The sequence below is a fragment of the Kitasatospora sp. NPDC043950 genome, assembly GCF_056435345.1.
The window spans coordinates 10,126-22,452 of record NZ_JBWKER010000038.1; the positions used below are offsets into that span (position 1 = coordinate 10,126).

The 12,327-nt window shown below is 72.2% G+C and carries 14 protein-coding genes and 2 pseudogenes; 10 read left to right on the forward strand and 6 right to left on the reverse strand.

All coding sequences use genetic code 11. The features are described from left to right. Nucleotides 1–129 precede the first annotated feature (129 nt). From AC07BF_RS24510 to AC07BF_RS24520, 3 genes and pseudogenes are all read left to right on the forward strand, one after another. Nucleotides 130–951, forward strand: a pseudogene (locus tag AC07BF_RS24510) (DPP IV N-terminal domain-containing protein); the annotation flags it as partial. Nucleotides 952–1,096: 145 nt separating this feature from the next. Next, on the forward strand, nucleotides 1,097–2,152 hold the full coding sequence (locus tag AC07BF_RS24515; RefSeq protein ID WP_478333919.1) for an alpha/beta hydrolase family protein: 1,056 nt from the start codon (nucleotides 1,097–1,099) through the stop codon (nucleotides 2,150–2,152). A 139-nt stretch (nucleotides 2,153–2,291) separates the two neighbouring features. Continuing rightward, nucleotides 2,292–3,120: pseudogene (locus AC07BF_RS24520) on the forward strand (phosphotransferase). 57 nt (nucleotides 3,121–3,177) lie between these two features. Here the strand turns inward: AC07BF_RS24520 and AC07BF_RS24525 are convergent. The 3 genes from AC07BF_RS24525 to AC07BF_RS24535 are packed head-to-tail and all read right to left on the reverse strand — an operon-like array spanning nucleotide 3,178 to nucleotide 3,916. Continuing rightward, a complete protein-coding gene (locus AC07BF_RS24525; protein ID WP_363624651.1) occupies nucleotides 3,178–3,300 on the reverse strand; it encodes a hypothetical protein in 123 nt (40 codons plus the stop codon). Further along, nucleotides 3,297–3,551: a hypothetical protein gene (locus AC07BF_RS24530; protein WP_363588041.1), complete on the reverse strand. Its 255-nt coding sequence runs from the start codon at nucleotides 3,549–3,551 to the stop codon at nucleotides 3,297–3,299. Before AC07BF_RS24530 ends, AC07BF_RS24525 begins: the two co-directional genes overlap by 4 nt. Further along, on the reverse strand, nucleotides 3,548–3,916 hold the full coding sequence (locus AC07BF_RS24535; RefSeq protein ID WP_350877349.1) for an ATP-binding protein: 369 nt from the start codon (nucleotides 3,914–3,916) through the stop codon (nucleotides 3,548–3,550). The genes AC07BF_RS24530 and AC07BF_RS24535 overlap by 4 nt, the downstream gene beginning before the upstream one ends. Nucleotides 3,917–4,201: 285 nt before the next feature. On the opposite strand from AC07BF_RS24535, the gene AC07BF_RS24540 reads away from it, so the two are divergent. The 7 genes from AC07BF_RS24540 (at nucleotide 4,202) to AC07BF_RS24570 (ending at nucleotide 8,443) form a co-directional block, all read left to right on the forward strand. Next, nucleotides 4,202–5,062 (forward strand): helix-turn-helix domain-containing protein, encoded by an 861-nt coding sequence (locus AC07BF_RS24540; protein WP_363624649.1) that lies wholly within the window; start codon nucleotides 4,202–4,204, stop codon nucleotides 5,060–5,062. After that, nucleotides 5,055–5,255, forward strand: coding sequence for a DUF397 domain-containing protein (locus AC07BF_RS24545; RefSeq protein WP_363624647.1), 201 nt, complete (start codon nucleotides 5,055–5,057; stop codon nucleotides 5,253–5,255). Before AC07BF_RS24540 ends, AC07BF_RS24545 begins: the two co-directional genes overlap by 8 nt. A gap of 111 nt (nucleotides 5,256–5,366) precedes the next feature. Further along, entirely contained in the window at nucleotides 5,367–5,672 is a 306-nt protein-coding gene (locus AC07BF_RS24550) for a hypothetical protein (RefSeq protein ID WP_478333920.1), read from the forward strand. After that, entirely contained in the window at nucleotides 5,644–6,168 is a 525-nt protein-coding gene (locus AC07BF_RS24555) for a DUF6879 family protein (protein ID WP_478333921.1), read from the forward strand. Before AC07BF_RS24550 ends, AC07BF_RS24555 begins: the two co-directional genes overlap by 29 nt. Nucleotides 6,169–6,198: 30 nt before the next feature. Continuing rightward, nucleotides 6,199–7,047: a helix-turn-helix domain-containing protein gene (locus AC07BF_RS24560; RefSeq protein ID WP_478333922.1), complete on the forward strand. Its 849-nt coding sequence runs from the start codon at nucleotides 6,199–6,201 to the stop codon at nucleotides 7,045–7,047. A gap of 117 nt (nucleotides 7,048–7,164) precedes the next feature. Next, nucleotides 7,165–7,620 carry a glycine-rich domain-containing protein gene (locus tag AC07BF_RS24565; protein WP_478333923.1) on the forward strand — a complete coding sequence of 152 codons (456 nt, stop codon included), beginning with the start codon at nucleotides 7,165–7,167 and terminating at the stop codon, nucleotides 7,618–7,620. Nucleotides 7,621–7,720: 100 nt separating this feature from the next. Next, nucleotides 7,721–8,443 (forward strand): class I SAM-dependent methyltransferase, encoded by a 723-nt coding sequence (locus AC07BF_RS24570; protein WP_478333924.1) that lies wholly within the window; start codon nucleotides 7,721–7,723, stop codon nucleotides 8,441–8,443. A gap of 111 nt (nucleotides 8,444–8,554) precedes the next feature. Here the strand turns inward: AC07BF_RS24570 and hutI are convergent, their stop codons facing one another. The 3 genes from hutI to AC07BF_RS24585 are packed head-to-tail and all read right to left on the reverse strand — an operon-like array spanning nucleotide 8,555 to nucleotide 12,316. Beyond that, on the reverse strand, nucleotides 8,555–9,730 hold the full coding sequence (gene hutI, locus AC07BF_RS24575) for an imidazolonepropionase (protein ID WP_363588051.1): 1,176 nt from the start codon (nucleotides 9,728–9,730) through the stop codon (nucleotides 8,555–8,557). A gap of 34 nt (nucleotides 9,731–9,764) precedes the next feature. Continuing rightward, nucleotides 9,765–11,144 (reverse strand): formimidoylglutamate deiminase, encoded by a 1,380-nt coding sequence (locus AC07BF_RS24580; protein WP_363588053.1) that lies wholly within the window; start codon nucleotides 11,142–11,144, stop codon nucleotides 9,765–9,767. After that, nucleotides 11,135–12,316, reverse strand: coding sequence for an allantoate amidohydrolase (locus tag AC07BF_RS24585; RefSeq protein WP_478333938.1), 1,182 nt, complete (start codon nucleotides 12,314–12,316; stop codon nucleotides 11,135–11,137). The genes AC07BF_RS24580 and AC07BF_RS24585 overlap by 10 nt, the downstream gene beginning before the upstream one ends. Between the last annotated feature and the right edge of the window lie 11 nt (nucleotides 12,317–12,327).

A 12,327-nucleotide genomic window follows, 5' to 3' on the forward strand; every position in this document is an offset into this window, starting at 1 on the left:
CCGTGCACCCCCCCCCCCCCCCCCCCCCCCCCCCCCCCCCCCTCCCCCCCCCCCTCCCCACCCCCCCCCCCCCCCCCGGCCGTTTTTCCCCTCGACAGCGCCGCGCCGGCCGTGCCTATGGTGCCCGGCATGACGACCGACCCGTTACCGCGCCAGCTCGCCCGCACCCGGTGCTTCACCCTGGGCGCCCCCGCCCACCCGGGCATCACCGCCGACGGCGCCGCCGTCCTGTTCCTGCGCAGCCGCGGCGGCACCGACCCGCTCGCCTGCCTCTGGGCGCTCGACACCGCCACCGGCCGGGAACGGCTGGTCGCCGACCCGGCCGCGCTGGGCGCCTCCGGCGGCATCGCCGCGTACAGCACCGACGCCACCGGTCGGCTCGCCGCCTTCGCGCTGGACGGCACGCTGTGGCTGGCCGACACCGCCTCGGGTTCGCTCCGCCCGCTCGCCTCCGCCGAGCAGCCGGTGGATCCCCGCCTCGACCCGACCGGCCGCCGGATCGCCTACGTCAGCGGCGGCGTCCTGCGGGTGGCCGGTGCGGACGGTACGGGCGACCGGGCGCTGGCCGAGCCGGAGTCCGAGGACGTCGGCTACGGCCTCGCCGAGCACGTCGCCTCCGAGGAGATGCACCGCACCCGCGGCCACTGGTGGTCCCCCGACGGCACCGCCCTGCTGGTCGCCCGGGTCGATGCCGGTGCGCTTACCCGGCTCTTCCTGGCCGACCCCACCGACCCGCAGCACCCCCCGCGCGCCATCCGCTACCCGCTGGCCGGCACCGCCAACGCCGACGTCACGCTCTGGCTGCTCGGGCTGGACGGCCGCCGCACCCGCACGGAGGTCCGCTGGGACCGCGCCGCCTTCGAGTACCTCACCGCCGCCGGCTGGGACGGCCACGGCCCGTACGCCGCCGTGCAGAGCCGCGACCAGCGCACCGTCCGTACGTTGGCGATCGGGGCGGACGGGGACACCCGGGTGCTCGCCGAGCGGACCGACCCGCGGTGGGTCGAACTGCTCCCGGGACTGCCGGTGCGGACGGCGGGCGGCGGGCGGGGCGCTGGTCGACACCGCCGACCTCGGCGACACCCGGCACCTGACCGTGGACGGCGAACCGGTCACCCCGGAGGCGATGCAGTTGCGGGCCGTCGTCGGGGTGGAGGGCGAGCGGGTGCTGTTCACCGCCTCCGACGAACCCACCGAGACCCACCTGTGGACGTACGAACCGGGCTCCGGCGTACAAAGGCTGAGCAGCGGGCCCGGCGTACACGGCGGCGTCGAGCGCGGCGGCACGCTGGTCCTCACCACCGACGGCCGCGCCACCGTTCTGCGGGAGGGCCGCCCGCCGCTGCCGCTCACCTCGTACACCGAAGCGCCCGTCGTCACCGCCCGCCCCGAGCTGCTCCGCCTCGGCCCGCGCGAACTGCGCGCCAACCTCTTCCTGCCGACCGGCCACCATCCCGGCGGCACCCCGCTGCCCGTCCTGCTCGACCCGTACGGCGGGCCCGCGATGCAGAAGGCCACCACCGGCGGCGCCTGGCACGAGCAGGTGTCCCAGTGGTTCGCCGACCAGGGCTTCGCGGTGCTGGTGGTGGACGGCCGCGGCACTCCGGGGCGCGGGCCGCACTGGGAGAAGACGGTCTACGGCGACAAGGCCGGGCCCGCCCTGGAGGACCAGATCGAGGGCCTGTGGGAGACGGCCCGGCTGCGGCCGGGAGTGCTCGACCTCGACCGGGTCGGCATCCGCGGCTGGTCCTACGGCGGCTACCTCGCCGCGCTCGCCGTGTTGCGGCGCCCGGACGTCTTCCACGCCGCGTCGGCCGGAGCGGCCCCCACCGACTGGCGGCTCTACGACACCCACTGGCAGGAGCGCTTCCTCGGCCACCCCGACGAGCACCCCGAGCACTACGACAGCGGCTCACTGATCGCCGAGGCGCCGAAGCTGAGCCGCCCGCTGCTTCTGATCCAGGGCCTCGTGGACGACAACGTGCACCCCGCCCACGCCCTGCGGCTGTCCAGTGCGCTGCTCGCCGCCGGCCGCCCGCACGAGGTCCTGCCGCTGCGCGCCACCGGCCACCGGCCGACCGACGAGGCCGTGGTGGAGCACCTGCTCCGGCACGAACTGGAGTTCTTGCGGCGGTCGTTGGGCGTGGGCTGAGCGGCGCCCGTACGACCCGACGCCGCAGCCTGGTCCCCGCCGCATAGAGACCGCCTGACCGCGCAGGAAAGCCGATCTGCCTGTGGACCGGGCCTTGGGGAGCGGCTCCGACCCCGCCGGGCATCGCTACCGTTGCCCGATGACGGATCTGCGCCGGGTACCGGTGGACGAGGTGCTGGGACGTGTCGAGACGGCCTTGGGGACGCGGCTCGACAGGGCTGCGGTGGTCCGCAAACGCCGATCCGTGGGAGCAGGCACGGCGCGTGGCACGTGGGTACGCATCGAGCGGCGGGGGCTCGACCGGATCGGCGCCCAGGGCGGGGACGGCACCCCCTCCGCCGAGGCCCTGCACGGTATCGCGAAGCCCGCGTGGCTGGCCGGCCTCGCCTGGCGGGACGAGGCCGAGCCGGTGATGTGGCGGGCCGACGAGACCGAACTGCTGCCATCCACCCCAGCGGGGTCCGCAGTCGTGGCCGAGGAGCCCCGGCTGCCGCCCGGATGGTGGTCGGAGTTGAACGCCTCTCTCGATGCGCTCGCCGGCCAGCGGACGAATCGGATCGCCACGCCGGACACGGAGACCATCACCCAGGAGCTGGTGGCTCAGACGATCCGTCAGGTGTTCCCGGACGTCGATGCCACGGTGAGCCCGGTGGTGTCCGGCGCACGCGGACCTGAACTGGGCGAACGTGACAGCGCCCGAGTTCTGCGTCTTCGACTGGGAGGACTGGGGCATGGCCCCACGTGGTCTGGACGCTGCCACCCTGTGGGCGGCGTCGCTTGCCGTACCGGCGCTGGCCGATCGCGTCCGCGTCGAGCGGAGCGGCGACTTCGCGAGCCGGGACGGCAAGCTGATGACCTTGTTCGTCGCGGCGAAGATCCTCGGGCCGTACGCGCATCCCGAGGACCCGCGCCTTGAGGGCGCCCGCGTGTTGGCGGAGCAGGTGGCGAAGGAGCTTAAGGCGGACTGACGCAGAGCGGGCAACCGCGCGACCCTCGCCCTGGGTGGGCGAGGGCCTTCGCGTGTTTCAGCGCTGCTCGTCGCGCTCCTCGGGGCGGGGCATCTTGAGGGTCGCGAGGACGCCGAGGGCTACGGTGGCGATCGCGAGGGCGAGGAGGGCGAGGAGGACCGCGACGATGAAGAGCTTCACTGGCGCCACCCCTCGTCGTCATCGTCCAGGTCGCGGAGCAGGTGGAGGAGGTTGAGCAGAGTGCTGACCGGTGCATTCCCGAAGTCGATCAGGATGCGGCCGTCGAGGGTCGTTTCGCCGGGCGAGGCGGATCCCCAGAGGAGCCCGTGCGGCAGGCCGCGCCTGTGCAACTCGCCCAGGAGGTCCATGATGTGGGGCTTGGTGTAGTCGCGCATCCGGGAGTCCTCCGGAACGACGGGGTCGCGGGTCACGCGAGGGAGTCCAGCTCCAGCTCGTACCAGATGGTTTTGCCACGCTTCTGCGGGTCGACGCCCCAACGGCGGGTGAGCCCGGCGACGAGCTGGAGGCCCCGGCCGGACTCGGCGAAATCGGCGGGGGTTCGCTGCCGGGGGAGGGCGTCGCTCTCGTCGGAGACGGTGACCCGGAGGGTGCGGCCGAGGACGGAGAACCAGACGACGGGCGCGGGGGTGTCGCCGTGCCGCCAGGCGTTGACGATGAGCTCGCAGAGGGCGAGTTCGGCGTTGAAGATGGCGTCGGCGTCCCAGCCGCTGCGGGTCATGGCGTCCCGCAGGGCCTGCCGGGAGAGGGTGAGCGAGGGGGTGTTACGGGTGCACACGGGAACCTCCGTGAGGCTGTGGTGTGGGGAGAGGTGGTGACGGTCATCGCCGTGAGCCAGGCCGGGGCGGCGGCTGCTCTTCGGCGTGCGGGCAGCAGGCGCCTACTGCCCTGCATGCAGGCACTACTGACGATCCGTCGGATCAAGCCAGAAACGACAGTAGCGCATCCGCTCTTTAATTAAAGCCAAACGGGAGAAGGTTCCTCCTCACGAGGGAAGAAGTCCGGATGGATCCGCAGGCGCCCGGCGCGGCACACTGGCCTCTGCACCGGCAGAGAGGACGCCATGCCCCTTCGAGTCCCCACCCTCCGTCAGCGACGACTCGGCGCCGAACTGCGAAGGATGAGAGAGCAAGTCGGCTTCGGCGGCAGCCACCTCGCCCGTCTACTCGGCGTGACTCCCGCCCTGGTGAGTCAGATGGAGATCGGGAAATCAGCCGTCACCGTGGCGCGTCTGCACGAGATCGCAGAGGCCTGCATGTGCGCCAATGCGCCCTTGGTCGAAGCGCTTGCCGACATGGCCAGGGAGCGAGACTCGGCCTGGTGGGACGAGTATCGAGCGGCACTCGCGGCCGCCCCGATCGATGTGGCAGAAATCGAAGGTCACGCGAAGAGACTCAAGAGCTTCACCATTGGCATCATCCCGGGACTACTTCAGACGAACTCGTATGCGACTGCGGTGTTCGCGAGCGGTTTCACCCCTCTCCCGGATCGCGAGATCGGCCGCAGAGTGAACTTCCGCCTACGGAGACAACAGATCATCCGGTCCGGCGAAACGCCTTACATGGCGCTCATCCACGAGGCGGCGTTGCGCATCCAGTACGGCGGGCCTGTGGTGCTCAGAGACCAGCTCGATGCACTCGTCAGCGACTCCCATCTTCCCGGCGTCTCACTGCGAGTCGTGCCCTTTGCTACGGCCGACTTCCCCGGCCCCAGTGAGAATCTGATCTATGCGGAGGGACCAGTGCCCGAGCTGGACACGGTCCAGGCTGACTCGTCGCACGGGTCCCACATCTTCGACTCGCCCGCCCAACTGGCGGGCTACCGCGCAATCTTTGAGCGCATCGAAGCTGTCGCGCTCCCGGAACGAGAGTCGCGAGATCTTATTCGCTCGATCACGAAGGAAATGAACGGCAAGTATGAATAGCACCGAGTGGCAGAAGTCCAGCTTCAGTGAAGCGGCCAACAACTGCGTCGAGATACGTGCGCTTGACGGGCTGGTCGAACTCCGGGAGTCCGATGAGGGCGACGTCATCGTCCGCACCACCCGCCTCAAGCTCGCCGACTTCCTCCGGGGCGCCAAGGCCGGCGAGTTCGACCACCTCACCACCGCCCCCTGAACGAATCGTTCCGGCGGCCTCTTGCTCCCCGCAAGAGGCCACCGGTAGAGAGGATGCGGCCAAGTCGGCAGAACTTGGCACCAACTACGCCCGTGCGTCATGCTCTTGACGATGGCTGCCGAGTCGGGGAGTGTCATGCAAATCCACGCAACCGAGTTGCAAGGGGAAGTTGCCATGGCACTGCGGTTCATTGGGATCGACCCCAACACGGGCGATGACGAGTGCCCGACCGTCTGGTACGACGACGAAGCTGACGAGATCGTCGTACAGGGCTGGAAGGCCACCGAGAAGCTGCGCGCCACGTGCCGGGAGACCGGGAGCATCCCCGATTCGGAGGATGTGGTCCGGCTGCCGGCCCGCATGGTGCCGATCTTGAGGAAGGCGTGCGATGCCGCCGAAGGTACCGACATTCGCTGAGCAGTTGGCTGCTGTGCGCTCCAGCGCGGTTCACCTGGAGATGCGCGACTCCTACAGCGTGGTGAAGGAGGCGGAGGCGATCTCCGCTTGGCGGGACGGCTTCCGGTACGACCCGGCCGACCGTGCGTCCTGGTGGCGTCCGTGGCTGACGCTGATCGAGGAGACCGTGAGCCGGGGTGTCGAGGTTCGCCGTGCCCGGATCGTGTCCGAGCCGGTCTCGGAGTACATCCGGTTCGAGCACTCCGGAACGTTCACCAACATCGCCGCAGGCGAGCAGATCCGCTGGCTGCCGCGACGGAAGGCAGCAGACCTTGCCCTGCCAGGCTGCGACTTCTGGCTGTTCGACGGCGAGTTGGTGCGGTTCAACCACTTCACCGGCAACGGGGAGAGCGCTGGGCCGTCCTTCAGTGACGATCAGGCGGTGGCCCTCCTGTGCGCCACCGCGTTCGAAGCAGTCTGGCAACGGGCGGTGCCTCACGAGCAGTTCAGCGTCTGACCGCCGCCGGTTTCGAGCGCCCCAGCGACGATGCCGAGCTCCCCGTCCTCCAGCGTTCAGGCAGCCCGCGCCGCCCTCGCCACCCGCCTCGGCGAGCTGATGCGGAACGCCGGTCTGAAGGGCGGGGAGCTGTCCGCCCTCTGCGGCTGGCACCCCGCCAAGACCTCCCGCATCCTCAACGCCAAGGCTGCCCCGTCCGACTCGGACATTCGCGCATGGTGCCAAGCCTGCGGCGCCGACGACCAGGCACCCGATCTGATCGCCTCCAACCGGGCGGCGGACTCCCTGTACGTCGAGTGGCGACGCATCACCCGGACCGGCCTGCGCCACGCCCAGGAAGCCCGGGTGCCCCTCTACACCCGCACCCGCCTTTTCCGCGCCTACTCCTCCCGTGTTGTTCCCGGTGCCCTGCAGACCCGGGAGTACGCCGGCGCCCTGCTGCGCACGGTGGCCGACGTCCGCCAGACCCCGGACGACGTGGCGAACGCGGTCGAGGCCCGGCTCGCCCGTTCCAGCGTCGTCTTCGAGGGCGGGCGCCGCTTCGTCGCAGTCATCGAGGAGTCCGTGCTGCGCTACCGAATCGGCGACGACACGGTGATGGCCGGACAACTCGGCCAGCTGCTCAGGGTCATGTCGATGCCTTCGGTCTCGCTCGGCGTCATCCCGTTCACGGCTTCCCGCACCATGTGGCCCACGGAGACCTTCAACCTGTTCGACGACCGCCAGGCCGGGGTGGAGCTGCTGTCGGCCCAGGTCACCGTGACCGCGCCCAGCGACCTCACCCTCTACGCGCAGGCGTTCACGCGTTTCGCCGCCCTGGCCGTTCACGGCAGCGCCGCTCGCGCACTGATCACCGCCGCGATCGACTCGCTGGGGTGAGGCATCCGCAATTCTCCGCAACTTCCTTGAGCTCCAAGGAACTTGGTCCGTAGATTTCACAGAACCGCCGGGCGGCGCCCGGCGCCACCAGGTGCCCCACCAGCAGTCGGAGGAACCATGGCAACCGCAGTTGCACCCGCCGACCTGATCGTCGGCCCGCTTCGGAACGTGCGCGACCACATCCCCGCCGCCCTGTGGGACAAGCAGATCGGCCTCCTGATGCGCGACTACCCCTACGACACCATCATGGCCGCCCGCGTCCTCGGCCAGGGCTACGCCTACCTGCTGACCGCGATGGCCCACCGCAGCGAACACCTGGGCCTCGGCCCCAGCTCGCTGGTGGACATCGGCGTCCACACGATCATCCTGGACACCGTCGCCTACGCCGAGCTGTGCCGAAAGCACAACGACAGCCACTTCCTGCACCACGTGCCGGCCGTCGAGTACAAGGACGACGGCACCGTGCTGCGCACCGCCCAGCTCATCGCAGCGGACGGTTGGGACGTGGACCTGCCGCTGTGGGCGGATGCCGCCAAGTGCAGCCCCTGCCACCCCGGCAACGACTCGCACTGACGGGATAGTTGCGGTGGCCCCAGGCTCAGTCCGGGGCCACCGCGACCCGGAAGGGTGGAGTTCACCCGAACCCCTGCGCCGGCGCACACCGGGCGCGAGGATGACCCGGGTGACGACCACCCCCTCTCGTACCCAAGCTGTCGCGCCGGACCTCTGGCACCACTACGGCCGCGCCCGCGCCGACACGGAGCGGACCGTCCCCGGCGCCTTCCACTGGGTCTGGGCCCAGGACGGCGGGCCAGGAGTCGAGGTGCTGGGGGACTTCACCGGCCTCGTCGTGGCCGACCTCGGCGCGGGCGCCGCCCGTCATGCCGCCCACCTCGTCACCCACTACGCTCCTGCTCGGGTCGATGCCGTCGATGCCTCCCCCGCGCAGCACGCGATGGCCTGCGACCTCTACGGCCACCTCGCACCGCACCTGCGCACGGTACGCGCCGACGCGACCGCGCACCTGGAGGAGCATCCAGACGAGTACGACGTGCTCTACTCCGTGTTCGGCAGCCTCGACTTCGCCGACCCCCGCCGACTGCTTCCGGCCGCTGCCCGCGCCCTTCGACCCGGCGGACTGCTGGCCGCCTCCACTCTGGGCCACTACCTCGGTGGTGCCCCCGCTGAACCGGACGTCCAGCACGCCGACGTTCCGGCCCGCACCATGGACGGCGCCCCGGCAACCATGCGCCGCTGGGTTCTCCAGGAGACCGTCTGGACGAAGCTGTTGGACGAGGCGGGGTTCACGAAGATCAGTGTCGACCGGCTCTCTCCCACCGTACCGAGTGCACGCGCTGCAGACACCCTGCTTGTCCGCGCCTACCGTCAGCCCTGACGACCTTGGGATAAATCGGCATCGCGGCATGCTGGCCGTTCCGGCTGCCGGATCACTTCACGTCGCCCCGTCGAGCCGCGGCTCGACGGGGCGACGTGAAGTGATCCGGACTCAGACCTCCCGGACGCCCGCGCGCCAGACCGCCGCCGTCAGTGGCACGCCCGGGCGGTAGGCCAGGTGGACGTGCGAGGGCGCGTCCAGCAGCAGCAGGTCCGCCCGGGAGCCGACCGCGACCGTCCCGACGTCGCCGCGACGCAGCGCGTGGGCGCCGCCGGCCGTGGCCGCCCACACCGCCTCGTCCGGGGTCATGCCCATCTCCCGGACCGCGACCGCGATGCAGAACGCCATCGAACTGGTGAAGCTGGAGCCCGGGTTGCAGTCGGTGGAGAGTGCCACCACGGCCCCCGCGTCGAGCAGCCGCCGCCCGCTCGGGTACTCGGCGCGGGTGGAGAACTCCGCACCCGGCAGCAGCGTCGCGACCGTCGCCGACCCCGCCAGCGCCGCCACGTCCTCGTCCGTCAGGTGGGTGCAGTGGTCCGCCGAAGCGGCCCCCAGCTCCACCGCGAGCTGCACGCCGGGCCCGTACGTGAGCTGGTTGGCGTGCACTCGCGGCGTGAGGCCCTTCTCGATCCCCGCCGTCAGAACAGCCCGCGCCTGGTCGCCGTCGAAGGCACCCTGCTCGCAGAACACGTCCACCCAGCGGGCGTGCGGGGCGCAGGCCTCCAGCATCTCGCCGGTGACCAGGTCGACGTACCCGGCCGGGTCCTCGGCGTACTCGGGGGCCACCACGTGCGCACCCAGGTAGGTGGTCTCCGGCGTGTGCCGCGCGGCGATCCGCAGCGCCCGCGCCTCGTCCTCGACCGTCAGCCCGTAGCCGGACTTGCACTCGATCGTGGTGGTGCCCTGCCGCAGCGCCTCCCGGACGAACCGGGCCAGGTTGGCGTCGAGTTCGGCGTCGCTCGCGGCCCGGGTGGCCGCCACCGTGGTGCGGATGCCGCCCGCCGAGTAGGACTGCCCGGACATCCGGGCGTTGAACTCGGCGGTCCGGTCGCCCGCGAACACCAGGTGGGCGTGCGAGTCGACGAAGCCGGGCAGCAGCGCCCGCCCCTCGGCGTCGAAGCGCTCGTCCGCTGCCGGGGCCTGCGCCGCCGGGCCGACCCAGGCGACGGTGCCGCCGTCCAGCACCACGGCCGCGTCGGTGAGCAGGCCGAGCGGCCCGGTGCCGTGCCCGGGGTCGTTGGTGACCAGGCTGCCGATGCCCGTGATCAAGGTGGTCCTGCTGCTCAAGACGAAGCCTTCCGGGGGAAGTTGGAGAAACGACTCAGTGGTCCAGGGCGCCGATCGAGTCCCGCAGCGCGCCCGGCACGTCCGCGACGAGCTGGTGCACGCCGTCCCGGACGATCTGCCGGCCGCCGACCACGACGTGCCGCACGTCGGCCGCCGAGGCCGCGAAGACGGCGGTCTCGGCGCCGAGCCGGGGCGGCGGGCCCGCGGTGCGCACCGAGTCCAGGGCGATGACGGTGAAGTCGGCGAGCGCACCGGCCTCGACCCGCCCCGCCTCCGGCCAGCCGAGCGAGGCGTGCCCGTCCTCGGTGCCGGCCCGCAGCAGGAGGTTGGCCGTCCAGTGCCCGCGGGTGCGGGTGCGCAGCCGCTCGTTCAGCTCCAGGGCGCGGGCCTCCTCGAACGGGTCGATGACGGCGTGGCTGTCGCTGCCCAGGGTGACCGGGCAGCCCGCCGAGGCGAGCCGGCGGGCCGGGCCGATGCCGTCCGCGAGGTCCCGCTCGGTGGTGGGGCACATGCAGATGGTGGTGGAGGTGTCGGTGAGGAGCCGGACGTCCTCGTCGGTGAGGTGGGTGGCGTGCACGGCCGAGGTGCGCGGGCCGAGCACGCCGTGGTCGGCGAGCAGCCGGGTCGGGGTGACGCCGTGCGCGGCGAGGCAGGCGTCGTTCTCGGCGGTCTGTTCGGACAGGTGGACGTGCAGCGGCGCCTCGCGCACCGCCGCCCACTGCGCGACGGTGCCCAGTTGCTCGGCCGGGACGGCCCGCACCGAGTGGACGGCGGCGCCGATCCGGGCGTGCTCGCGGGGCTTGAGCGCGTCCGCCCGCACCGCCCAGGCCTCGGCGTCGCCGTCGCTGAACCGCTGCTGCGGCCTGGTCGGCTCGGCGCCGAAGCCGGCGGACAGGTAGCAGGTGTCGAGCAGGGTGATCCGGATGCCGGCCCGGGCGGCGGCCTCGATCAGCGCCTCGCCCATCGCGTTGGGGTCGTCGTAGCGGGCGCCGCCGGGGGCGTGGTGCAGGTAGTGGAACTCGCCGACGGCGGTGACCCCGGCCAGCGCCATCTCGGCGTAGACGGCGGTGGCGAGCGCCAGGTAGCGGTCCGGGTCGAGCGCCCCGGCGAACCGGTACATGGTGTCGCGCCAGGTCCAGAAGGTGCCGGAGCCGACCTGGACGTGGCCGCGCAGCGCCCGGTGGAAGGCGTGCGAGTGGGCGTTGGCCTGGCCGGGCAGCAGCAGCCCGTCGAGGCGGACGGCCCCGGGCGGGCAGGGCCCGCTGTCCGGGGTCACCGCGGTGATCCGGCCGCCGGGGCCGACGGTGATCAGCACGTCCGGCTCGACCACCGGCCCGTTGTCGTACGGCAGCCAGGCGTGCTGCGCCCAGTACGCCACCGGCTCGGTCCCCGAGGTCAATGGGCTCAGCGACACGCCAGGTCCTCCAGTACGTCGGCGAGGGCGGCGACCCCGGCCAGGCAGTCGGCCTCCTCGGCGTGCTCGGCCGGGGAGTGCGACACCCCGCTGGGGTTGCGCACGAACAGCATGGCGGTCGGGACGGCCGACGCCAGGATCCCGGCGTCGTGTCCGGCGCCGGTGGGCAGCACCGGGGCGTCCAGCAGCTTGGCGAGCCGGTCGCGCAGCGGGCCGTCGAAGTCCACCACCGGGGTGTAGGACTCGCGGGTCAGCTCGACCCGGACGCCGTCGCGCCCGCCGCGCTCGGCGGCGGCCTGCTCGATCTCCTCGACCAGCGCGGTGAGCGTCGCCTCGTCGGCGGCCCGGGAGTCCAGCCAGCCGCGTACCAGCGAGGCGATCGCGTTGGTGCCGTTGGGCTCGACCGCGACCTTGCCGAAGGTGGCCAGCGCGCCCGCCTGCCGGGCCTTCTTGCGGGCCGCGAGCACGGTGTTGGCGTACGTCAGCATCGGGTCGCGGCGGTCCTCGATCCGGGTGGTGCCGGCGTGGTTGGCCTCGCCGTGGAAGTCGAACCGCCAGCGGCCGTGCGGCCAGATCGCGCTGGCCACGCCGACCGGCCGGTCCTCGGCGAGGAGGCGGCCCTGCTCGACGTGGAGTTCGACGAAGGCGCCGATCCGGGCCAGCCGGTCGTCGTCCGCGCCGATCGCGCCCGGGTCGTAGCCGGCCCGCTCCATCGCGTCGGGCAGCCGGACGCCGTCGGCGTCGCGCAGCTCGTACGCGGCCTCGCGGGAGAGCACGCCGGCGGACAGGCGGGAGCCGATGCAGGCCACGCCGAACCGGGCACCCTCCTCGTCGCCGAAGTTGGTGATCGCCAGCGGACGGGTGAACTCGGCCCCGCGTGCGCGGAGTTCGTCCAGGGCCGCGAAGGAGGAGACCACGCCGAGCGGGCCGTCGAAGGCGCCGCCGTCCGGGACGGAGTCCAGGTGCGAGCCGGTGACGACCGCCCCGCCCGCGTTCGGATCGCCCAGCCAGGCCCACTGGTTGCCGTTGCGGTCCAGCTCGTAGGCGAGGCCGCGGTCACGGGCCTGCTGCTCGAACCAGACCCGGCACTCGGCGTCGGCGGAGTTCCAGGCGAAGCGGCGGTAGCCGCCGGAGGCGGCGGAGCGGCCCACGGGGAGCAGCTCCGCCCACATCTCTTCGAACG

Bases quoted from the DNA above. Each gene is read 5' to 3' on its own strand.
- AC07BF_RS24540 (WP_363624649.1), top strand. From the start codon at position 4,202: ATGCCCCTTCGAGTCCCCACCCTCCGTCAGCGACGACTCGGCGCCGAA.
- AC07BF_RS24545 (WP_363624647.1), top strand. From the start codon at position 5,055: ATGAATAGCACCGAGTGGCAGAAGTCCAGCTTCAGTGAAGCGGCCAAC.
- AC07BF_RS24550 (WP_478333920.1), top strand. From the start codon at position 5,367: ATGGCTGCCGAGTCGGGGAGTGTCATGCAAATCCACGCAACCGAGTTG.
- AC07BF_RS24555 (WP_478333921.1), top strand. From the start codon at position 5,644: ATGCCGCCGAAGGTACCGACATTCGCTGAGCAGTTGGCTGCTGTGCGC.
- AC07BF_RS24560 (WP_478333922.1), top strand. From the start codon at position 6,199: ATGCCGAGCTCCCCGTCCTCCAGCGTTCAGGCAGCCCGCGCCGCCCTC.
- AC07BF_RS24565 (WP_478333923.1), top strand. From the start codon at position 7,165: ATGGCAACCGCAGTTGCACCCGCCGACCTGATCGTCGGCCCGCTTCGG.
- AC07BF_RS24570 (WP_478333924.1), top strand. From the start codon at position 7,721: ATGACCCGGGTGACGACCACCCCCTCTCGTACCCAAGCTGTCGCGCCG.
- AC07BF_RS24585 (WP_478333938.1), bottom strand. From the start codon at position 12,316: ATGTGGGCGGAGCTGCTCCCCGTGGGCCGCTCCGCCGCCTCCGGCGGC.